The 22,347-nt window shown below is 69.6% G+C and carries 20 protein-coding genes; all 20 read right to left on the bottom strand.

What is annotated here, in order from left to right; all coding sequences use genetic code 11:
• Nucleotides 1-76: 76 nt before the first annotated feature.
• Complete coding sequence (locus EHO50_RS31815) at nt 77-892, bottom strand: F0F1 ATP synthase subunit delta (protein ID WP_128434684.1); 816 nt, start codon at nt 890-892, stop codon at nt 77-79.
• Complete coding sequence (locus EHO50_RS31810) at nt 889-1,437, bottom strand: F0F1 ATP synthase subunit B (RefSeq protein ID WP_128434683.1); 549 nt, start codon at nt 1,435-1,437, stop codon at nt 889-891. Before EHO50_RS31810 ends, EHO50_RS31815 begins: the two co-directional genes overlap by 4 nt.
• A 39-nt stretch (nt 1,438-1,476) precedes the next feature.
• Nucleotides 1,477-1,713, bottom strand: coding sequence for an ATP synthase subunit c family protein (locus tag EHO50_RS31805; protein ID WP_015657805.1), 237 nt, complete (start codon nt 1,711-1,713; stop codon nt 1,477-1,479).
• A 74-nt stretch (nt 1,714-1,787) separates the two neighbouring features.
• The gene (gene atpB / locus EHO50_RS31800; RefSeq protein WP_484422071.1) at nt 1,788-2,606 is read right to left on the bottom strand and encodes a F0F1 ATP synthase subunit A; all 819 of its coding nucleotides are present in this window, start codon (nt 2,604-2,606) and stop codon (nt 1,788-1,790) included.
• 225 nt (nt 2,607-2,831) lie between these two features.
• Nucleotides 2,832-3,269: a Cg1360 family ATP-synthase-associated protein gene (locus EHO50_RS31795; RefSeq protein ID WP_128434682.1), complete on the bottom strand. Its 438-nt coding sequence runs from the start codon at nt 3,267-3,269 to the stop codon at nt 2,832-2,834.
• 316 nt (nt 3,270-3,585) lie between these two features.
• Entirely contained in the window at nt 3,586-4,944 is a 1,359-nt protein-coding gene (locus tag EHO50_RS31790; RefSeq protein WP_128434681.1) for an MraY family glycosyltransferase, read from the bottom strand.
• A gap of 140 nt (nt 4,945-5,084) precedes the next feature.
• Nucleotides 5,085-6,323: a serine hydroxymethyltransferase gene (locus tag EHO50_RS31785; RefSeq protein ID WP_128434680.1), complete on the bottom strand. Its 1,239-nt coding sequence runs from the start codon at nt 6,321-6,323 to the stop codon at nt 5,085-5,087.
• 72 nt (nt 6,324-6,395) lie between these two features.
• The gene (locus EHO50_RS31780; RefSeq protein WP_128434679.1) at nt 6,396-7,076 is read right to left on the bottom strand and encodes an arsenate reductase/protein-tyrosine-phosphatase family protein; all 681 of its coding nucleotides are present in this window, start codon (nt 7,074-7,076) and stop codon (nt 6,396-6,398) included.
• Entirely contained in the window at nt 7,073-7,720 is a 648-nt protein-coding gene (locus tag EHO50_RS31775) for an L-threonylcarbamoyladenylate synthase (RefSeq protein WP_128434678.1), read from the bottom strand. Before EHO50_RS31775 ends, EHO50_RS31780 begins: the two co-directional genes overlap by 4 nt.
• Nucleotides 7,721-7,771: 51 nt before the next feature.
• The gene (gene prmC, locus EHO50_RS31770) at nt 7,772-8,611 is read right to left on the bottom strand and encodes a peptide chain release factor N(5)-glutamine methyltransferase (protein WP_128434677.1); all 840 of its coding nucleotides are present in this window, start codon (nt 8,609-8,611) and stop codon (nt 7,772-7,774) included.
• Nucleotides 8,612-8,683: 72 nt separating this feature from the next.
• Complete coding sequence (gene prfA, locus EHO50_RS31765) at nt 8,684-9,760, bottom strand: peptide chain release factor 1 (protein WP_128434676.1); 1,077 nt, start codon at nt 9,758-9,760, stop codon at nt 8,684-8,686.
• 114 nt (nt 9,761-9,874) lie between these two features.
• Nucleotides 9,875-10,099, bottom strand: coding sequence for a 50S ribosomal protein L31 (gene rpmE, locus EHO50_RS31760; protein ID WP_062709720.1), 225 nt, complete (start codon nt 10,097-10,099; stop codon nt 9,875-9,877).
• Nucleotides 10,100-10,295: 196 nt separating this feature from the next.
• Entirely contained in the window at nt 10,296-11,432 is a 1,137-nt protein-coding gene (locus EHO50_RS31755; RefSeq protein ID WP_128434675.1) for an LCP family protein, read from the bottom strand.
• Between the two features lie 207 nt (nt 11,433-11,639).
• Nucleotides 11,640-13,418: a trypsin-like serine protease gene (locus EHO50_RS31750; RefSeq protein WP_128434779.1), complete on the bottom strand. Its 1,779-nt coding sequence runs from the start codon at nt 13,416-13,418 to the stop codon at nt 11,640-11,642.
• A gap of 174 nt (nt 13,419-13,592) precedes the next feature.
• A complete protein-coding gene (gene rho, locus EHO50_RS31745; protein ID WP_128434674.1) occupies nt 13,593-15,626 on the bottom strand; it encodes a transcription termination factor Rho in 2,034 nt (677 codons plus the stop codon).
• Nucleotides 15,627-16,037: 411 nt separating this feature from the next.
• The gene (thrB, locus tag EHO50_RS31740; RefSeq protein WP_128434673.1) at nt 16,038-16,967 is read right to left on the bottom strand and encodes a homoserine kinase; all 930 of its coding nucleotides are present in this window, start codon (nt 16,965-16,967) and stop codon (nt 16,038-16,040) included.
• A 340-nt stretch (nt 16,968-17,307) separates the two neighbouring features.
• Nucleotides 17,308-18,366, bottom strand: coding sequence for a threonine synthase (gene thrC / locus EHO50_RS31735; protein ID WP_128434672.1), 1,059 nt, complete (start codon nt 18,364-18,366; stop codon nt 17,308-17,310).
• 6 nt (nt 18,367-18,372) lie between these two features.
• Complete coding sequence (locus tag EHO50_RS31730) at nt 18,373-19,665, bottom strand: homoserine dehydrogenase (RefSeq protein ID WP_164904996.1); 1,293 nt, start codon at nt 19,663-19,665, stop codon at nt 18,373-18,375.
• Between the two features lie 148 nt (nt 19,666-19,813).
• Entirely contained in the window at nt 19,814-21,205 is a 1,392-nt protein-coding gene (gene lysA, locus EHO50_RS31725) for a diaminopimelate decarboxylase (protein WP_128434671.1), read from the bottom strand.
• 17 nt (nt 21,206-21,222) lie between these two features.
• Nucleotides 21,223-22,347: an ArgS-related anticodon-binding protein NrtL gene (gene nrtL, locus EHO50_RS31720; RefSeq protein ID WP_128434670.1), complete on the bottom strand. Its 1,125-nt coding sequence runs from the start codon at nt 22,345-22,347 to the stop codon at nt 21,223-21,225.

Below are 22,347 nucleotides of genomic sequence, written 5' to 3'. Positions count from 1 at the left end.
GGGGGCGACCCCCAGGATTCTTCTGCACGGCCCAACCAGGGCCGTCGTAAGTACGTACTGCCTATTGAGTTGCTGCTCAGCTCGCCAGGCGGCGGCCGGCGTCCTCGATGCGGTCCGCGAGGGAGCCGTTGATGACCTCGTCGCCGACCTGCACCCGGATTCCGCCGAGGACCTCGGGGTCCACGTCGAGGTTGAGGTGCATCTTGCGGCCGTAGACCTTCGCGAGGGCGGCGCCCAGGCGCTGCTTCTGCTGGTCGCTCAGCGGTACCGCCGAGGTGACGACGGCCACCATGCGCTCCCGGCGATCGGCGGCGAGCTTGGACAGGGACTCCAGTCCCGACTCCAGGCTACGTCCACGCGGCGCGGTCACAAGACGCGTCACCAGACGCTCGGTGGTCGCCTTGGCCCGGCCGCCGAGCAGGCTGCGCAGCAGCTCGCCCTTGGCCGAGGTGGTGGCAGACCGGTCGGTCAGCGCGGCGCGCAGCCCGGTGTTCGAGGCGACGATCCGGCCGAACCGGAACAGCTCGTCCTCGACGTCGTCGAGCGTGCCCGCCTGCTGGGCGGCGGTGAGGTCGGCGGTGTCCGCCAGCTGCTCCAGCGCGTCCACCAGGTCACGCGACTGCGACCAACGGGAGCGCACCATGCCGGCCAGCAGGTCGGCGGCCTCGCCGCTGACCTGGCCGCCGAGCAGGCGCTGGGCCAGCTCCGCCTTGGCCTCGCCGGCCTGCGCCGGGTCGGTGAGGACCCGACGCAGCGACACCTCGCGGTCGAGCAGCGCGGTGACGGCGGCCAGCTCGTCGGCGAGCTGCCCGGCGTTCACGGACGTGTTGTCCGTCAGCGCGTCGAGACGCTCACGTGCGGCTGCCAGGGCCTCGCGGCTCGCTCCGTTCATCGTCCGGCCTCGGCCTTCTCCTCGAGCTCGTCGAGGAAGCGGTCGATGACGCGGCTCTGCCGGGCGTGGTCCTCGAGGGACTCGCCGACGAGCTTGCCCGCCAGGTCGGTGGCGAGCTTGCCGACGTCCTGGCGCAGCGCGGACGCGGCGGCCTTGCGGTCGGCCTCGATCTGCGCGTGACCGGCGGCGACGATCTCCTCGCGCTGCCGCTGGCCTTCCGCGCGCATCTCGGCGATGAGCGTGGCGCCCTGCTCCTGCGCCTCCTGGCGCAGACGAGCAGCCTCGTGCCGGGCCTCGGCGAGCTGGGCCTTGTACTGCTCGAGGACGCTCTGCGCCTCGACCTGCGCCGCCTCGGCCTTCTCAATACCACCTTCGATCGCCTCGCGGCGCTCTTCCAGAACCTTGTTGATGTTCGGAAGCAGCTTCTTCCAGAAGAAGAAGAACACGATGGCGAAGGCGATGGTGCCGACGAGCAGCTCGGGGCCCGGAGGAATGAGCGGGTTCTGCTCTTCCTCGGCCGCAAGCCGCACCAGGTTGTCGATCACATCAGTGCCTTTCGTCGATGCGTGTCGAGTAAGGGGTGATTACTTACCGAACACGAACGGCATAACGATGCCGATGAGGGCGAGCGCCTCACAGAAGGCGAAGCCGAGGATCTGGTTGGCACGGATCAGACCGGCGGCCTCGGGCTGACGGGCCAGGGCCTGGGTGCCGTTACCGAAGATGATGCCGACGCCGACGCCGGGGCCGATCGCGGCGAGGCCGTAGCCGATGGAGCCGAGCGAACCGGAGACGGCGGCGAGGGTCTCAGTGGCAGCCATGCTGATTCTTCCTTCTCTTTACGGACCGGTGGGAGTTGGCCACCGGACGATCAGGGGGGTGGGTGGGGCGGGGCTCAGTGGTGCTCGGCGAGAGCGCCCTGAATGTACGAGCAGGCGAGGAGCACGAAGACGTACGCCTGGACTGCCTGCACGAAAAGCTCGAAGAGGATCATGACCATGGTCATGACGAAGGAGACGCCGGCCGCCGGGATCATCCAGCTGTTGAGCAGGTACCAGGAGGCGACGGTGAACATCACCAGCATCAGGTGACCGGCGAACATGTTGGCGAACAGTCGCACCGCGTGCGTGAACGGGCGGACGATGAGGTTCGAGAGGAACTCGATGACCATGACCAGCGGCAGCACCGCACCCAGCGACTTGTCGTAGCCGGTGACGTTCTTGAAGAACCCGACAAAGCCGTGGCGCTTGAACGTCAGCCCGACCCAGAGGACCCAGACGAGGGCGGCAAGGACCACCGGGAAGGCGAAGACCGACGACACCGGGAACTGCGCCAGCGGGATCACGGACCAGATGTTCATGATCCAGATGAAGAAGAAGAGGGAGACCATGAGCGGCACCCACTTCTCGCCCTCCTTCTTACCGAGGGTCTCGTACACGATGCCGCGGCGTACGAAGTCGTAGCCGGCCTCGGCGACCATCTGCAGCTTGCCCGGCACCACCTTCGCCTTGCTGAAGGCGAGTGTGAAGAAGGTGACGACCAGCAGCGTGGTGATGAGGGCAAGCAGCATCACCTTGTTGAACTCGAACCCCCCGACCGTGGCGATCGGCTTGAAGAGGAACGAGTGCAGGCCCGGAGCCGGGAAGCCGCAGCCGTTGTCGGACATGATCCGACAGCTCCAGTCAAAGGCGAGCTGGGTCTGGTCAGCACTCACCACGGGCTCCTTCGGCGTGACGCATGGGTACGGCAACCTCGTTGTGTCGGCGCGGCGCGCAGCCGCGGGTCGGCACTGGACTGGTGTTACGGATGTGAGGGCGGCTGGGGGGCATCAAGCCTCGCGATTGAGCAGGCGTCAGCTCAGATGCCCGCGCCCGCGATGCCGCAGTTGGCACCGGACGATAGCAGGAGATACCCCAAGCCTTTATCCCGGGCCTACCCCTCACGACGACGGCCCTGTCTTCTCGGACTTCTCACTCTTCTCGTGGTCGGGATCGATGTAGAAGATCTTGGCCTTCATGTGCGCACGGGCCTGTGCAGCCATCCACACGACGGTCGCGACTACGAGCGAGGCGGCGAACGCCTTCGCGTTGAAGAGAGAAGTGTCCTTGAAGAGGGCCACGAAGATCAGGAGCAGCAGGAGCTGAGCGACGTACAGCATCAGCCCCATGGCCTGGAACAACTGCGGGAGCGTTTTTGCCGTCCATTGCAGGACGTACAGGCCGATCCCCATGAAGAGGATGGCCAGCACCGTACCGACAGCCGCACCGACCGCACCCTCGCCGCCGGCGATCACACCGCTGACAGCAACGGCGACCGCGCCGACCGCGGCCGTAGGCACAGCGATCTGCAGAAGGTTCCGGGCGTCATTGGACGGCATGGCGGCAGCTCCGCTTTCACGGTGGGGGCAGGGTGTCGTCATGGACGAGCGTAGTCCCGGGATGAGAGGGAACCTCACGCCAATGGACCGTCGCACTACGGCCCTTCGGCTCTATCCGGGGGTTCTCGTGAACCGTATCACAAACTATTTGATGAGGTCTTTACCTGGGGGTGTGCCCGGTGTCACACATGAGAGTGAGAGTGCGCGTCTGTGCAAAAACACGGTCGGTTTGTCTGGTATAGGGGCGCTTCGTTCCCCCATGACTTGGCAATGCTCTAGTCAGATTCTTACCTTGGCCACGCTCTTACCTGACCCGTCAGCGCGACGTTCCGGCTTTCCGCCGGTCCAGGAAGCGCGAACGGGCGCCGATGGCGGTCGCGCCGTTGACCCCGGCCACGGCGGCGGCGACCGGAGTGCGCGGCTCCTCCTCGGCCTCGAGCCCGGACTCCACAGCCGCCTCCGCGGAAGCGGTCTGCGGCGTGGTGGCCGCGGGCTCGGCGACGACGCCGCGGCGGCGGTAGCGCGGCGGCACGAAGGCCTCGGCCCAGCGCGGGGCGCGGGGCGTGAAGCGCGGGAGCAGCAGCAGGACCAGGCCGATGAAGCTGAGGAACACCACGCCGAGCACGATCCACATCGACGCCGAGTTCACGGAGTAGGCGAGCGCGCCGAAGGCGATCAGCGCCGACCAGAAGTACATGATCAGCACCGCGCGGCTGTGCGAGTGGCCGATCTCCAGCAGGCGGTGGTGCAGGTGGCCCCGGTCGGCGGCGAACGGCGACTGGCCGCGCCAGGTGCGGCGCACGATCGCCAGGACCAGGTCGGCGGCCGGGATCGCGATGATCGTCAGCGGCAGCAGGAGCGGGATGTAGACCGGCACCGTCTGGTGCACGGCCGCCTTCTCGGAGCCGGCGAACAGCTTCAGCGCGTCCGGGTCGACCTGTCCCGTGATGGAGATCGCGCCCGCGGCGAGCACCAGGCCGATCAGCATCGAGCCGGAGTCGCCCATGAAGATCCGCGCCGGGTGCATGTTGTGCGGCAGGAAGCCCAGGCACATGCCCATCAGGATCGCCGCGAAGAGAGTGGCCGGGGCGGCGGCCTCGATGCCGTACGACACCCAGACCCGGTAGGCGTAGAGGAAGAACGCGGCCGAGGCGATGCACACCATGCCGGCCGCGAGGCCGTCCAGGCCGTCGACGAAGTTGACCGCGTTGATGGTGATGACGACGAGCGCGACCGTCAGCAGGGTGCCCTGCCACTGGGTCAGGGCGACCGAGCCGAAGCCGGGGATGGGCAGCCACAGGATCGTCAGGCCCTGCATGACCATGACGCCGGCGGCGATCATCTGGCCGCCCAGCTTGATCAGGGCGTCGATCTCGAACTTGTCGTCCAGGACGCCGATCAGCCAGATGAGCGCCGCTCCGGAGAGCAGCGCCCGCGGTTCGTTGGACTTCTCGAAGACCGCACTGAGGTTGGTGAGGTGGTCGGCGACCAGCAGGCCCGCGCACAGGCCGAAGAACATGGCGATACCGCCGAGCCGCGGAGTGGGTTCCCGGTGCACGTCGCGTGCCCGGATCTCCGGCATCGCTCCGGCCACGATCGCGAACTTACGTACCGGCCCTGTCAGCAGATACGTCACCGCGGCCGTGATGCAGAGCGTCAGCAGGTATTCACGCACGGGCTTCCCCACAAGTCTCGCTGGCCATCTCAGCCCCACACCCTAGCGACGGACACATACGCGACGCATATGTGTGGGGACTTCCGGGTAGCGACGATGGTTGCACGTGTGGCTGGGTGCCCAGGTGCGTCTACCCCGTCTCAGCCGGGATACGGCGAAAATCTACCGGCCAGCTCCCGCACTTCTTCACGGGCCTTCTGACTTTCGCGCTCTCCTCGCAGCACGCTCGCCAGCAGCGCGGCGAGCCACGCCATCTCCTCCTCCCCCATGCCCTGGGTGGTCACGGCCGCCGTGCCGAGGCGCAGGCCGCGGGCGTCGCCGTGCGGCAGCGCGCAGCAGTCCAGCACCATCCCGGCCGCCGCGAGCCGTCCCCGCGCGTCACGGCCGTCGACGCCGAGCGGCGCCGGATCTGCGGTGATGAGGTGGGTGTCGGTGCCGCCCGTGGTGACGACGAGCCCCTCCGCGGCCAGCCCGGCCGCCAGGGTCCTCGCGTTGGCGACCACCTGATGGGCGTACACCGCGAACGCCGGTGTTGCCGCCTCGCCGAACGCGACGGCCTTGGCGGCGATGGTGTGCATCTGCGCGCCGCCCTGGGTGAACGGGAAAACGGCGCGGTCGACGCGCTCGGCCAGATCCGAGCCGCACAGGATCATGCCGCCGCGCGGCCCCCGCAGCACCTTGTGTGTGGTGGCGCACACGACATCGGCGTACGGCACCGGATTCGGCGCCGCTCCCCCGGCGACGAGCCCGATCGGGTGGGCGGCGTCGGCGATGAGATACGCGCCCACCTCGTCGGCGATGTCACGGAAGAGGGCGTAGTCGATGTGGCGCGGGTAGGCGATGGACCCGCAGACGATGGCCTTGGGCCGGTGGTTGCGGGCGAGCGTGCGCACCTGGTCGTAGTCGATGAGCCCGGTCTCGGCGTCCACCCCGTAGCCCACGAAGTCGAACCAGCGGCCGGAGAAGTTGGCGGGTGAGCCGTGCGTGAGGTGTCCGCCGTACGGCAGCCCGAGGGCGAGCACGGTGTCGCCGGGGCGCAGCAGGGCGGCGTACGCGGCGAGGACGGCCGAAGACCCCGAGTGCGACTGCACGTTGGCGTGTTCGGCCCCGAACAGCAGCTTGGCCCGCTCCACGGCGAGCCGCTCGGCGACGTCGACCATCTCGCAGCCGCCGTGGTACCGGGCGCCCGGATAGCCCTCGGCGTACTTGTTGGCGAGCGCCGAACCGAGGGCCGCCAGCACCGCGGGCGAGGTGAAATTCTCGGCGGCGATGAGCTGAAGCGTCGTCGACTGCCGGTCGAGCTCCCCGAGCAGGATGTCGGCGAGCTGGGGGTCCTGGCGGCGCAGGACATCGGCCTCGAGGGTATGGGTGACCGACATGGTGGGCTCCGGGCGTGCGTCGACGGTGACGTACGTCCAATGTAGGCCCGGGGCGACAGGGGCGCCCGGTTGTTACGCCCGCGCAGGTACTCCGGTGAGCGCTGTGACGACCGGATCCAGCGCCTCGTGTATCTCGTCCCCCACCGACCGGAAGAACGGCAGCGGTGCCCCGTACGGGTCGTACACCTCGTCCGCCTCCGCCGTCGGCGCGAGGAGCCACCCGCGTAGAGCCGCCGCCGCGCGGACCAGCGCGCGTGCGCGGCTGACCACGCCGTCCTCCAGGGGAGGCAGGGTCGCGGTGTCTATCGCCTTCACCAGGCGGGTGAACTCCTTGAGGGTGAAGGTGCGCAGGCCCGCCGAATGGCCCATGGAGATGACCTGGGCGCGGTGGTCGCGGGTGGCCGTCAGGACCAGGTCGGCGCGGATGACGTGCTCGTCGAGGAGCTCGCGGCCGACGAAGCCGGCGGCGTCCGCGCCGAAGTCGGCGAGGACCGTCTCCGCGTTGGCCTCCATCGGGGCGCCCTCATGGCCCCAGGTCCCCGCGCTCTCCACGATCAGCCCGCCGCCGAGCACACCGAGCCGCTGCGCCACGAAATGGCGGGTCAGCCGCTCGGTGATCGGCGAGCGGCACACATTTCCGGTGCTGACGTGGAGGATGCGGAAGCTGTCGCGCGGAAGCCCGACGAACGTCGTCGTGATCTCCGCGGCACGTTCCCCGTTGCCTATGCCACGCCCCGCCTCAGGGGCTGTCAATTCGCCACCTCGAGGTCGGGTACGACCTTCCGCAGCTCTTCCGCGGAGATGGCGCCCGCGCGCAGAAGGAGGGGCACTTCGCCCGTCACGTCGACGATCGAGGACGGGACGTTGCCGGGGGTCGGGCCGCCGTCCAGGTAGACGGAGACCGAGTCGCCGAGCATCTCCTGCGCGGCGTCACAGTCCTCGGGGGCGGGGTGGCCCGTCAGGTTCGCCGACGAGACCGCCATCGGGCCGACCTCCGTCAGCAGCTCGATGGCGACCGGGTGCAGCGGCATGCGCACGGCAACCGTGCCCCGGGTGTCGCCCAGGTCCCACTGCAGGGACGGCTGGTGCTTGGCGACCAGGGTCAGCGCGCCCGGCCAGAACGCGTCGACCAGCTCCCAGGCCAGCTCGGAGAAGTCGGTGACGAGACCGTGGAGCGTGTTCGGGGAGCCGATCAGCACAGGGGTGGGCATGTTGCGGCCCCGCCCCTTGGCCTCCAGCAGGTCACCCACGGCCTCCTTGGAGAACGCGTCGGCGCCGATGCCGTACACCGTGTCGGTCGGGAGGACCACGAGCTCGCCACGGCGGACGGCGGACGCGGCCTCGCGCAGACCGGTCGTGCGGTCGGTCGCGTCGTTGGTGTCGTATCGCCGTGCCATATCAGCGGGCCTCCTCGTACACGTACTTCGGGAAAAGACTCTGGGGGGTGGTCACGGCAGCGCCTTGCGGGCGGTCGCGAACCTCGGGCGGTTGTTGAGGTCGGGGTGGTCGGCCGCGTCGGCCCAGCCCCGCTCCTCGGTGAAGATCCACGGCACCTGGCCGCCCTGGGTGTCGGCGTGCTCGATGACGACGACGCCGCCGGGGCGCAGGAGCCGGTGTGCGGTGCGTTCCAGACCGCGGATGAGGTCGAGGCCGTCCTCGCCGGAGAACAGGGCGAGTTCGGGATCGTAGTCCCGCGCCTCGGGAGCGACGTACTCCCATTCGGTGAGCGGGATGTAGGGCGGGTTGGAGATGACCAGGTCGACCTGGCCGTCGAGGTCCGGGAAGGCGTCCAGGGCGTTGCCCTGACGCAGGTCGACCCTGGACCCCTCGACGTTCTTGCGCGTCCACTGCAGGGCGTCCTCGGACAGCTCCACGGCGTGCACGCGCGAGCGCGGGACCTCCTGGGCGAGGGCGAGCGCGATGGCGCCGGAGCCGGTGCACAGGTCGACGATGCAGGGCTCGACGACGTCCATCGCGCGCACTGCGTCTATGGCCCAGCCGACCACCGACTCCGTCTCGGGGCGGGGCACGAACACGCCGGGCCCGACTTGGAGTTCGAGATAGCGGAAGTAGGCCCGCCCGGTGATGTGCTGGAGCGGCTCGCGCTGCTCACGGCGGGCGATGACCTCCCAGTAGCGGGCGTCGAAGTCCGAGTCCTTCACGGAGTGCAGCTCGCCCCGCTTCACGCCGTGCACGAACGCGGCGAGCTCCTCCGCGTCGTTGCGCGGCGAGGGCACGCCGGCGTCGGCCAGCCGCTGGGTGGCCTGTGCCACCTCCGCGAGCAGCACGCTGCGGGGGCTTGGGGATCGCCCCCCAATGAATTGCTGCACGCAAGTCCTCCGGTCGTACTCGTACGTGCCTTACGCAGCCGCGAGCTTGGCGGCCGAGTCCGCGTCGACGCAGGCCTGGATCACCGAGTCGAGGTCGCCGTCCAGGACCTGGTCCAGGTTGTACGCCTTGAAGCCGACGCGGTGGTCCGAGATGCGATTCTCCGGGAAGTTGTAGGTGCGGATCTTCTCGGAGCGGTCGACCGTGCGGACCTGGCTGCGGCGGGCGTCGGCGGCCTCCTTCTCGGCCTCCTCCTGCGCCGCTGCGAGCAGCCTGGAGCGCAGGATACGCATAGCCTGCTCCTTGTTCTGCAGCTGGCTCTTCTCGTTCTGGCAGGAGGCCACGACTCCGGTGGGAATGTGCGTGATGCGCACGGCGGAGTCGGTGGTGTTGACGGACTGACCACCCGGGCCGGACGACCGGTACACGTCGATGCGCAGGTCGTTCGGGTTGATCTCGACGTCGATCTCCTCGGCCTCGGGCGTGACCAGCACACCGGCCGCGGAGGTGTGGATACGGCCCTGGGACTCGGTCGCCGGCACGCGCTGCACGCGGTGCACACCGCCCTCGTACTTCAGCCGCGCCCACACGCCCTGGCCGGGCTCGGTGGCACCCTGGCCGCCCTTGGTCTTCACGGCGACCTGGACGTCCTTGTAGCCGCCGAGCTCGGACTCGGTGGAGTCGATGATCTCGGTCTTCCAGCCGACGCGCTCGGCGTAGCGCAGGTACATGCGCAGCAGGTCGCCGGCGAACAGCGCCGACTCGTCGCCGCCCGCGCCCGCCTTGATCTCGAGGATGACGTCCTTGTCGTCGCTGGGGTCGCGCGGGACGAGCAGCAGGCGGAGCTTCTCCGTCAGCTCCTCGCGCTGCTTGTCCAGCTCCTTGACCTCGGCGGCGAACTCCGGGTCGTCGGCGGCGAGTTCCTTCGCCGTCTCGATGTCGTCGCCGGTCTGCTTCCAGGAGCGGTACGTGGCGACGATCGGGGTGAGCTCGGCGTAGCGCTTGTTCAGCTTGCGCGCGTTCGCCTGGTCGGCGTGGACCGACGGGTCGGCGAGCTTCGTCTCCAGGTCGGCGTGCTCAACGACCAGGTCCTCGACGGCCTCGAACATCTTGGGCTCCTGTGTGTACGTGGGTGAAGGGCGGGCGACCAAAAACGCCGGTCCCGGTGCGGGCTCCTCCGTGAGGGAGGGCCCGCGAACCGTGGACCGGCGAATTGGAGCTCGCTACTTCTTGGAGCCGGCGGTTGCCTTGCCGAAGCGGGCCTCGAAGCGGGCCACACGGCCACCGGTGTCGAGGATCTTCTGCTTGCCCGTGTAGAACGGGTGGCACTCGGAGCAGACCTCGGCGCGGATGGTGCCGCTCTCGATCGTGCTACGGGTGGTGAACGACGCGCCACAGGTGCAGCTGACCTGCGTCTCGACGTACTCGGGGTGGATGTCGCGCTTCAAGGTGTCTCCTAGTTTCGGGAGGGCGCCGGGTCGCCGCCGCGGGGTGCGGGAGCGTGAACCGGAGCCGACGTACCAGTCTGCCAGGACTGGTGTCCATCAGCCAAAACCGGGGGTTGCTCTTGTTTGTTCCCTGCGGGCCGGTGGGGTTGATCGCGCCCACGCGGCAGAGCCGCATATCGACACAGCCCCGCGCCCCTTACGGGGCGCTCACCACACCCTTGGCATCGCCCGTGGCCGTGCCTTTCGTGGCCGACTTCGGGATCGTCTTGTCGTTCTTCAAGGCATCCCACACCAGCTGGGCCTTTGTCTTCGCCACGAGGACCCGGTTCGGGTCCGCCGGGTCGTACCGGACCGGCATCGTGACCATGTTCATGTTCTTGGAGCTGATGCCCTTGAGGCCGCCGGCGAAGGACATGAGCTTGTTGACCGAGCCGAGGTCGGAGTCGGTGGTCACCGTCTTGGTGGCGGTGTTGGCCAGGTCGTAGAGCCTCTTGGGGTTGCCGAAGAGGTTGATGTCCTTGACCTGGTTGATCAGTGCCTTGATGAAGGCCTGCTGGAGCTGGATGCGGCCCAGGTCGGAGCCGTCGCCGACGCCGTGGCGGGTGCGGACGAGGCCGAGGGCCTGCTTGCCGGTGAGCTCGTGGGGGCCGGCCTTGAGGTTGAGGTGGCTGTCGGGGTCGTTGATGTCCTTGGTGGTGGTGACCTCGACGCCGCCGAGTTCGTCGATGAGCTTCTGGAAGCCGGCGAAGTCGACCTCCAGGTAGTGGTCCATGCGGATGCCGGTGACGGACTCGACGGTCTTCACCGCGCAGGCGGCGCCGCCCGTGCCGTACGCCTCGTTGAACATCACGCCGGACGCGGCGTCATGCGTGTCGCCGCCTGCGTCGGTGCACCGGGGGCGGTCGACGAGGGTGTCGCGCGGGATGGAGACCACGCTGGCCTTCTTGTGGCCCTCGTAGACGTGGACGATCATCGCCGTGTCGGAGCGGGCGCTGCCGTCGTCGGTGCCGCCGCCGACCTTCTTGTTGTTGCCGGAGCGGGTGTCGGAGCCGAGGACGAGGATGTTCTCCGAGCCGTTGTCGACCTTTTGCGGCCGGTCGGTGCCGAGGGCCTGGTCGATGTTGACGCTCTTGATGTTGCCGTTGAGCTTGAAGTACAGATATCCGGCGCCGGTGCCGCCCAGAACCACGATCCCGGCGGTCGTCCACGCCGCGATCAGCAGACCCTTGCGTTTGTCGCGGGGCTTGCGGCGACGGCCCTTGGCGCGGTGGCGCGGACCGGTGGTGCCGGTACCACCCGGTATGCCGGGTTCCGGCGTGCTCTCGGCAGACACTGTGCTCCTCGGTTCTCGTCCGGTCGGTTACCCCCTGTTTTCAGGGTCAGGCGTGGCCATTTGGCCCGTACCACACCATCGTCACCCTGTCCGGTCAGACGGGGAAACTCGGAGAAGGGTTGCACAACGGACCGTGCCCACCGCCGAGGAGCGGTGGGCACGGTCCGTATTCGGTGATCCCGGGTGTATCCCGTCTCACCTGCGGTTTCAGCCGAAGATGTCGTACTGCTTGAAGTCAGTGCCGACCGAGATCCTTGTGGCGAAGATCTCGCTGGTGGCCTTTCCGGTGCCCTTGTACAGGTAGAGCGTGCCTCCGGGCGTGCGGGCCAGGAAGTCCGCCTTGCCGTCGCCGCTGACGTCGCCGACCGCGTCGAAGGCGTTGTAGCCGGCCCACTCCCGCACCTTGACGCGGCTGGAGAAGGCGCCCGTGCCGGACTTGCCGGTCCCCTTGTAGAGGTACAGGTAGCCGGTGCTGGAGGCACGCGCGATCAGGTCGGTCTTGCCGTCGCCGGTGAAGTCGCCGTGCCCGCGCAGGGAGTTGTACTGGTTCCAGCCCGTGCCGACCTTGACCGGGGTGGCGAAGGAGCCGGTGCCCTTGCCCGGGTAGATCCACAGGGCGCCGCCGGAGTCGACCGAGAGCAGGTCGGGCAGGTAGTCGCCGGTGACGTCGCCCGGGGCGACGACGCGGGTGCGGGTCTTCCAGTTGGTGAAGAGCGTCTTGGTGGCCCAGGAACCGCTGGCCTGCACGTAGTGCGTCCAGAACATGGCGCCGTCGGAGCTGCGCCGGTACACCAGGTCCTGGTAGCCGTCCCGGTCGAGGTCGGTCTGCAGGACGACGTTCACGCCGTTCCAGTCACCCCAGGACTCGCGCGCGGCGAACGACGTGCCGTTGGAGTTCTTCGAGTAACCGGCCTTCGTGGAGGCGTTGCGCACCCACATGTCGGCCCGGTGGTCACCGCTGACGTTGGTGTCGTCGACCCGCGGGTAGGCGGCCCCGACATAGCTGCTGACCTTGGCGAAGACGCTGTACGCGCCCTTGGCGACGCAGTCCTGCACACCCCAGGAGACGACACCGACGATCCGGCCGTTGACGACGAGCGGCCCGCCGGAGTCGCCGTTGCAGGCGGAGGTGGTGCCGCTGTCGCTGCCGCTGGCCGGCTGGCCCGCGCAGACCATGTGGCCCTTGATGAACTCGCTGCCGTAGTAGCCCGCGCAGGTGCTGTCGGACTGGACGGGCAGCGTGGCCGTCTTCAGCGTCTCGGAGACGTCCTGGGTGGTGGAGCTGGTCCGGCCCCAGCCGTAGACCTTGGCGCTGGTCCCGGCGGCGTACGAGGCGGTGTCGCCGGACGTCGTCATGCGGATCGGCGTCGCCTGGACCGGGTTGGCCAGCGTGATGACCGCGATGTCGTTGTCGATCGTCGTCGCGCTGTACGACGGGTGGTTCCACTGCCGGTGCGGCAGCGTGACGGTCCCGCCGTGCAGGTCGGTGTTGCCGGCGTCGTCGGTGGTCGGCAGCTGGGCGGTGCCGGTGACGACGGCACCGTAGCCGTGCCAGTCGTAGCCCTTGACGCAGTGCGCGGCGGTGAGGATCTTCGTGGGCGCGACGACGGCGCCACCGCAGAAGAACCCGAGGTCGTCGGCCTCGTCGGCGGTGCCCTGGTCGTCGTAGTACCAGAGCTGCGCCATCCAGGGCGCCGAGGTGATGGTGGTCTCGGTGCCGCCGATCACCATGGGACTCACGGTCGAGTCACCGGAGCTGCTGGTGCTCGCGCTGTACGACGACTTCTTGGTCGTCTCCCCCGCGGTGTCGTCACCGTCGACGGCGCCCGCGACGCGCCGCTCCAGCTCGTCGAGCGAGGCCGAACTGGTGGCGGGCTTCACGGTGGGCCTGGGCTGCGCGGTAGCGGCCCCCGCGGACGAGGTCAGCAGCGCTGCGGCGACGGCCGCGGCGAGGCCGGCGGCGGCGACGGGCAGCCCGAAACGAATCCGGCGTCTGTGACGACCGCTGCCGGACAGGGTGGTGGTCAAGAAGGTCCCCCCAGAGACACAAGAGTAGGAAGGGGCGCACGTACACGCCCGTCCCTATCAGCGCCAAAAGGCCGCTCCCCGTCACTGTTTGACGGGGAGCGGCCTTCAGGGACCTTCTGGGAGCGCTGGTGCTCAGTCGCCGTTGCCGGGCGTCGGCGTCGTCTTCTGGATCTGCATCAGGAACTCGACGTTCGACTTGGTCTGCTTCATCTTGTCGAGGAGCAGCTCGATCGCCTGCTGCTGGTCGAGCGCGTGCAGCACCCGGCGCAGCTTCCATACGACCGCCAGCTCTTCGTTGCCGAGCAGGATCTCTTCCTTACGGGTGCCGGACGCGTCCACGTCCACCGCCGGGAAGATGCGCTTGTCGGCGAGCTTCCGGTCGAGCTTGAGCTCCATGTTGCCGGTGCCCTTGAACTCCTCGAAGATCACCTCGTCCATGCGGGACCCGGTGTCGACAAGGGCCGTCGCCAGGATGGTGAGCGAGCCACCGTCCTCGATGTTGCGCGCGGCACCGAAGAAGCGCTTCGGCGGGTACAGCGCGGTCGAGTCGACACCACCGGACAGGATGCGGCCGGAGGCGGGGGCGGCGAGGTTGTAGGCACGGCCCAGACGCGTGATGGAGTCCAGCAGGACCACCACGTCGTGGCCCAGCTCGACGAGCCGCTTCGCACGCTCGATGGCGAGCTCCGCGACCGTCGTGTGGTCCTCGGCCGGGCGGTCGAAGGTCGAGGAGATGACCTCGCCCTTGACCGACCGCTGCATGTCGGTGACCTCTTCCGGACGCTCGTCGACGAGGACGACCATCAGGTGGCACTCGGGGTTGTTGTGCGTGATCGCGTTGGCGATCGCCTGCATGATCATGGTCTTACCGGTCTTCGGCGGGGCCACGATCAGACCGCGCTGGCCCTTACCGATCGGCGACACGAGGTCGATGATGCGGGTGGTCAGCACGCCCGGGTCGGTCTCCAGGCGGAGCCGGTCCTGCGGGTACAGCGGGGTCAGCTTGTTGAACTCCGGGCGGCCACGGCCGTGTTCGGGCGCCATGCCGTTGACGGAGTCCAGGCGGACCAGCGCGTTGAACTTCTCGCGCCGCTCGCCTTCCTTGGGCTGACGGACCGCGCCGGTGACGTGGTCGCCCTTGCGCAGGCCGTTCTTGCGGACCTGGGCGAGGGAGACGTACACGTCGTTCGGGCCCGGCAGGTAGCCCGACGTACGGATGAAGGCGTAGTTGTCGAGGATGTCCAGGATGCCCGCGACGGGGATCAGGACGTCGTCCTCGTTGATCTGCGGCTCCGCGCCGCCCATCTCGTCGCGGCCACGACGGCCACGGCGGTCGCGGTAACGCCCGCGACGGCCACGGCGGCCACCCTCGAAGTCGTCGTCGTCCTGCGGGCCGTTGTCGCGCTGACGGTCCTGGCGGTCCTGACGACCGCCGCCCTGCTGCTGGCCCTGCTGGCGGTCCTGACGGCCGCCGCCCTGCTGGTCGTCGCCCTTGCGACGGTCACCGCGGTCACCGCGGTCACGGTCACGGCCGCGCTCACGGCGGTCGCGACGGCGGCCCTCGCCCTCACCGGCGTCGCCCTTGGCGTCGCCCTGCTGGGCCTGGGACTGCGCGGGCGTCTCGGCCTTCGGCTCGGCCGCGATCGTCTCGGGCGCGGCCGCGGGTGCACCGGCGTCGGCGGTGGCGCGGCGACGGCGGCGCTCGGCCGGGGCGTCGTCTCCCCCACGCTCGGCGTCGCTCGCGCGGGAGGGGCCCCCGGCCGGCTGGCCGGGAATCTCGATCTGCTGCTGGGCCACGGCCTTCTCGGCGGGGGCCTCAGCCGCCTTCTCCGCCTTCTTCTCGGCGGCTTCGCCGGTACGAGCCTTGGAGGTGGCGCGGCGCTTGGGCTTGGTCTCGGTGGCGGCGTCCGCCTTGGGAGCCGCAGCACCTCCCCCGGCCTGCGCCTCCTTGATGACCTCGATCAGCTGGCTCTTGCGCATACGCGCCGTGCCCCTGATACCGAGGCCCGAGGCGACCTGCTGCAGCTCGGCCAGCACCATGCCCTCGAGGCCGGTACCGCGGCGCCGCCGGGAGCCGGCACCGCTGGCAGGCGCGGAGGCGTCCGTGGCGGGCGCGGCAGCGGTCTCCTCGACACGTGCGCCCATCAGATCGGTGGTGTCGCTCACGAAGGGTCCTTCCCTGGAGCGGACGTCGGCCTGTCTGGCTCGGCGACCGGTTGTGCTGTCCGGCTTCGGTCCTTGGTGTGTGGACCGTGCCGGGGCGGTGTTCCGCCGAAGCGGCGGAGGAAATATCTGGTGATGACGCTTCCCAGAGCCGTGGCACTCAGTGTCTGTGTCACGCGGCTCGGTCGCGCCGGTTCCGGAGCGTGCCCGGCAAGTCGCTCAGTGCCCGCGTACGAGGTACTGCTCGCGTACGTCGTACGAAACACAGTGCGGCTTGGGAGGCTCCCGGAAGAATGTCTGTCCCGGACGGGGACACGAAGCACCTCGCCATGGTGGGGTCGGGTGCAGACTTGAGGTTAACACTACCGGATCCAACAAACATTCCCCCTCTCGAAATCCGGCAACCGCCGGCTTTTAAATGTCACTGGGAGCCGCGAGCGGCAGCACGCTCGCTCCCTGGGCATCCAGTTCGAGCCGGTTCGCGGCCCAGCCGTCGCCTGCCAGATGGGCGACCTTGTCGGCGTTGTCGGCATCGACCAACGCCAGAACGGTGGGGCCCGCGCCGGAGATGACTGCCGGGACTCCGTCGGCCCGCAGCCGCTCCACCAGCGCCGCGCTCTCCGGCATCGCGGGCGCGCGGTATTCCTGATGGAGACGGTCCTCGGTGGCGGGCAGCAGCAGCTCGGGGCGCCTGGTCAGGGCCTCGACGAGCAGGGCCGCTCGGCCCGCGTTGGTGGCGGCGTCGACGTGCGGCACGGTGCGCGGGAGCAGACCGCGCGCGGTCTCGGTGAGGACCGGCTTTCCGGGCACGAAAACCACCGGAACGATGGAATCGGCGGGATCCATCCTGATCGCCCGAGCGGCGCCGCCCTCCATCCAGGAGAGGGTGAAGCCGCCGAGCAGACAGGCCGCCACATTGTCGGGGTGGCCCTCGATCTCGGTGGCCAGCTCCAGGAGGGCGGTGTCGTCGAGCTTGGCCTCGCCGCCTATGGTCACGGCGCGCGCGGCGACGATGCCGGCGCAGATGGCGGCCGAGGAGGAGCCGAGGCCCCGGCCGTGCGGAATGCGGTTGGCGCAGACGATCTCCAGGCCGCGCGGCTGGCCGCCCAGCAGATCGAAGGCGGTGCGCAGGGACCGTACGAGAAGGTGCTTTTCGTCACGCGGCAGCGTCTCGCTGCCCTCACCCGCGATGTCGATGTGCAGCCCGGAGTCGGCCACCCGGACGACGACGTCGTCGTAGAGCCCCAGCGACAGGCCGAGGGCGTCGAAGCCCGGGCCGAGGTTGGCGCTGGTGGCGGGGACGCGCACCCGGACGGCGGCGGCGCGGAAGGCTGGACCGGCCATCGCTCGATGACTCTCCTTGAGCTGCGTGATTGTCGAAGACATTCGATGACGACATTCGATGACGTACGAAGACCCCTGGGGCCGCTTCCGGGCCGCGGAGACGGCGCGGCACCGCGCCCCATGCGGAGGCATATGCGGCGGGCGGGTTCGGTACAGCCTATCGAAGGTAGGTTCTGTGGCGACATAGGGCGCACAGGAGGCGCACGATGCGTGTCGTATGCCCCCTGTGCACCCACTGTAGGGAAGTTCCCCAGGTAAGCGCCCTCTTACTCGCGTACACGAGCCCCGTACGACGGGGTGTGGCGCCCTACGACGGGGCGTGGCCCCGCTTACGCCATTGCTACGCCAGTCCGAGCCGCTCGGCCGCCGTCGCCGCGTCGACCGGGACGGTGACGGGCTGCGGGGCGCCGGCGACAGCCCAGTCGGGGTCCTTCAGGCCGTTGCCGGTGACGGTGCACACGATCGTCTGGCCCGGGTCGACCTTGCCCTGCTCGGCGGCCTTCAGCAGACCGGCGACGGACGCGGCGGAGGCGGGCTCCACGAAGACGCCCTCCTGCGCGGCCAACAGCCGGTAGGCGCGCAGGATTTCACGGTCCGTCACCTCGTCGATGAAGCCGCCCGACTCGTCCCGCGCGGCCAGCGCGTACTGCCACGAGGCCGGGTTGCCGATGCGGATGGCGGTGGCGATGGTCGACGGGTCCTTGACGACCTCGCCGCGCACGATGGGCGCGGAGCCGGAGGCCTGGAAGCCCCACATGCGCGGGGTCTGCTTCGCGACACCGTCGGCGGCGTACTCCGTGTAGCCCTTCCAGTACGCGGTGATGTTGCCCGCGTTGCCCACCGGCAGGACGTGGATGTCCGGGGCGTCGCCCAGCATGTCCACGATCTCGAAGGCGGCCGTCTTCTGCCCCTCGATACGCACCGGGTTGACCGAATTGACCAGTGCCACGGGGTAGTTGTCGCTCAGGTCGCGCGCGAGCGTGAGGCAGTCGTCGAAGTTGCCGTCGACCTGGAGGATCTTCGCGCCGTGCACGAGGGCCTGGCCCATCTTGCCGAGCGCGATCTTGCCCTGCGGAACGAGAACGGCCGAAACCATGCCCGCGCGCACGGCGTAGGCGGCAGCCGAGGCGGAGGTGTTGCCGGTGGAGGCACAAATAACAGCCTTGGCCCCCTCCTCCTTGGCCTTGCTGATGGCCATGGTCATGCCGCGGTCCTTGAAGGACCCGGTCGGGTTGGCGCCTTCCACCTTGAGGTGGACCTCGCAGCCCGTGCGCTCGGAGAGCACCTGCGCGGGCACGAGGGGCGTGCCGCCCTCGCGGAGCGTCACGACCGGCGTGGTGTCGGAGACGGGCAGCCGGTCCCGGTACTCCTCGATGATTCCGCGCCACTGGTGGGTCATTGCTGGTTACTCTCCTTCAACCCGCATGATGCTGGCGACACCCCGCACGGTGTCGAGCTTGCGCAGCGCCTCCACGGTCCCGCCGAGGGCCGCGTCGGACGCACGGTGGGTGACGACGACGAGGGAGGCCTCGCCGTCCTTGCCCTGCTGGCGAACCGTATCGATCGAGACTCCGTGCTCGGCGAACACGGTCGCCACCTGGGCGAGAACACCCGGTTTGTCCGCCACATCAAGGCTGATGTGGTAGCGCGTGACGACGTCGCCCATGCCCGACACGGGCAGTGCGGCGTATGCCGACTCGCCGGGCCCCGTTGCCCCGCTGAGCCGGTTGCGGCAGACGGCGACGAGGTCGCCGAGCACGGCGGACGCGGTCGGGGAGCCGCCCGCGCCGGGGCCGTAGAACATGAGCTGCCCGGAGGCGTCGGACTCGACGAACACGGCGTTGTAGGCGCCGCGCACGGAGGCGAGCGGGTGGGTCAGCGGGATCATGGCGGGGTGCACGCGCGCGGTGACGGAGGCCCCGTCCTCGGCCCGCTCGCAGATGGCGAGCAGCTTGATGGTGCAGCCCATCTCCTTGGCCGAGGCGAAGTCGGCCGCCGTCACCTCGGTCATGCCCTCGCGGTAGACGTCGTCGAGGCGCACGCGCGTGTGGAACGCGATTCCGGCGAGGATGGCGGCCTTGGCGGCGGCGTCGAAGCCCTCGACGTCGGCGGTGGGGTCGGCTTCCGCATACCCCAGGGCGGTGGCCTCGTCGAGGGCCTCCTGGTAGCCGGCGCCGGTCGAGTCCATCTTGTCGAGGATGAAGTTCGTCGTGCCGTTGACGATGCCGAGCACCCGGTTGACCTTGTCGCCGGCGAGGGACTCGCGCAGCGGCCGGATCAGCGGGATGGCACCGGCGACGGCGGCCTCGTAGTAGAGGTCACGGCCGTGCTGCTCGGCGGCGGCGTGCAGGGCGGCGCCGTCCTGGGCGAGCAGCGCCTTGTTGGCCGAGACGACCGACGCGCCGTGCTCGAAGGCGGTGGTGATGAGGGCGCGGGCGGGCTCGATGCCCCCGATGACCTCGACCACCACATCGATGTCGCCGCGTTTGACGAGGGCGGTGGCGTCGGTGGTGACGAGCGCGGGGTCGATGCCCTCACGGACCTTGGAGGGCCGCCGTACGGCCACCCCCGCGAGCTCCACGGGCGCCCCGATCCTGGCCGCGAGGTCGTCGGCGTGCGTCGTCATGATGCGCGCCACCTCTGAGCCGACAACCCCACAGCCCAGCAGCGCCACCTTCAGCGGACGCGTACGCATCATCCGACCTCGTTTCCTCTTACCGTCTACGGTTGCACCAGTCTCACTCACCGGACGGGAGTTTCTGCCCCTGGTCCGGATTGTGAGACATCTATTTCATTTGTACGGGGGCGGAAGACAGGAGATCTTCCGCCCCGGGTTCTTTTCGGGGTTATCCGACGTCGAGACGCAGGAGGTCCTCCTCCGTCTCACGGCGGACGATCACCCGGGCCTCGCCGTCGTTCACGGCGACGACGGGCGGCCGCAGCACGTGGTTGTAGTTGCTGGCCATGGACCGGCAGTAGGCACCCGTCGCCGGTACGGCGATGAGGTCACCCGGTGCCAGGTCGGCGGGCAGGAACGCGTCCTTCACGACGATGTCCCCGCTCTCGCAGTGCTTGCCGACGACGCGGGCCAGCATGGGCTCGGCGTCGCTCGTGCGGGACACGAGGGCCACGCTGTACTCGGCGTCGTACAGCGCCGTACGGATGTTGTCCGACATGCCGCCGTCGACGGAGACGTACGTCCGCAGCCCGTCGAGGGGCTTGATGGTGCCGACCTCGTAGAGCGTGAAGGCGGTCGGCCCGACGATGGCGCGCCCGGGCTCGACGGAGATCCGAGGAGTCCGCAGCTTGGCGGCCTCGCACTCACGGGTGACGATCTCGGTCAGCGCCTTGGCGATCTCGTGCGGCTCGCGGGGGTCGTCGTCGCTCGTGTAGGCGATGCCGAGGCCGCCGCCGAGGTCGATCTCCGGCAGCTCGACACCGTGCTCGTCGCGGATGTCCTTGAGCAGGCCGACCACGCGGTGCGCAGCGACTTCGAAGCCGGACATGTCGAAGATCTGCGACCCGATGTGGCTGTGGATCCCGATGAGCTCGAGCCCGTCGAGCTGAAGGGCCCGCCGCACGGCCTCGGCGGCCTGACCACCGGCAAGCGGAATACCGAACTTCTGGTCTTCATGGGCCGTGGCGATGAACTCATGCGTGTGCGCTTCCACGCCGACGGTGATACGGATCTGGACGCGCTGCCGCTTGCCGAGGGACTGGGCGATGTGGGCGACGCGGACGATCTCCTGGAAGGAGTCGAGGACGATACGCCCTACGCCGGCGTCGATGGCCCGGGTGATTTCGTCGACGGACTTGTTGTTGCCGTGGAAGGCGATGCGGTCGGCGGGCATGCCGGCCGAGAGGGCGGTGGCGAGCTCGCCACCGGAGCACACGTCCAGATTGAGCCCCTCCTCGTGCAGCCACCGCACCACGGCACGGGACAGAAACGCCTTGCCTGCGTAGAAGACGTCGGCATCGGCCCCGAAGGCGCTGCGCCAGGCCCGCGCCCGGGCGCGGAAGTCGGCCTCGTCGAGGAAGTAGGCGGGGGTGCCGTGCTGTTCGGCGAGGGTCTTCACGTCGATGCCGCCGACGGTGACAGTGCCCTCGGCGTTACGGGCGACGGTCTGGGCCCACACCTTCGGGTCGAGGGCGTTGAGGTCGGTGGGCGGGGCGGAGTAGTGGCCCTCGGGGAGGACGTCGGCGTGGCGGGGCCCGGCGGGGTGGGCGGAACGGCTCATGACTGTCGTGGGCTCTCTCAGAGGTGATCGGGTGCGTCGATGCCGAGCAGGGACAGGCCACCGGCCAGCACCGTCCCGGCGGCTTCGGCGAGGGCGAGCCGGGCACGGTGGGCGGCCGAGGGTTTCTCCGCACCGCGGGGAAGGACGGCGGGCAGCAGCGGCAGAACGGCATCGGCGACGGTGACGAGGTGCCGGGCGACCCGGTCGGGGGTGCGCTGCGCTGCCGCTCGGGCCAGGACGCGGGGGTGGTCGGCGAGGGCGGCGAGGAGTTGGTGCGCGTCCTCGACGGGCCCGGGTGCGGGGGCGAAGCCGAGGTCGGCGGCGTTACGGCCGAGGGCCCGGGTGCGGGCGTGGGCGTAGCGGACGCGGAAGAGGGGGTTGCTCTCGCGCTGGACGAGGTGGTCGTCGGTGAGACGGGGCCGGTCGTGGGCGGCGGGATGCAGCAGGGCCCAGCGGGCGGCGTCGCGGCCGAGCGGGAGGGGATCGGCCGGGGCGGGCACCGGACGCACGAGGAGGTGGGGCGGGGCGGGCGAGCCCTGCACACCGTGCGCGCCCTGCGTGCCGTGCTCGTCGACCCGTACGCCCAGGATGTCGGCCCACTGCGGCTCGGGGGCGGCCTCGCAACGGGTGCGGACGAGGGCACCCTGGGACCGCAGGATCCGAGCGACGGCGTCCATCACGACCACGGCCCGCACCTCGCGCGGACAGTACAGCGGCACGAACTCCGCGGAGGGCCCGTGCGCGAACCCGTACCGGCTGCCACGCCGCAGGATCTCCTCGACGAGGGCGACCGGCGCGGTACCGCCCAGGCTGATGTTGAGGAAGCCGGGCCCGGTGATGACGACGTCGGCGATGCCGTCGGTGCTGCCATCACCGATGCCGTCGGTGATGCCCTCGGTGATGCCGTCGGTGATGCCGTCGGTACTGAGCAGGTGGGCCTGCAGGATCTCGGCGACGTCCCGCGGCGGCATTCCGGCGGGGCGGGCGAGCTGGAGGGCGATGTTGGTGGCGTAGTCACCACAGCCACCGGGCCCAGGAGCGGTCACCACGACCCGCTCCGGCACGCTGACGCGCAGCTCCCCCTCATCGACAGCACGACGCACCGCGCGCAGCACGGTACGGGAGAGCTCGACGGGGGTCAC

Origin of the sequence: Streptomyces cyaneus, from assembly GCF_004028635.1 — a bacterium.
GTDB classification, from domain to species: domain Bacteria; phylum Actinomycetota; class Actinomycetes; order Streptomycetales; family Streptomycetaceae; genus Streptomyces; species Streptomyces cyaneus.
The sequence above is the reverse complement of the archived record's forward strand: the minus strand, read 5'-3'. Positions and strand labels throughout refer to the sequence as shown.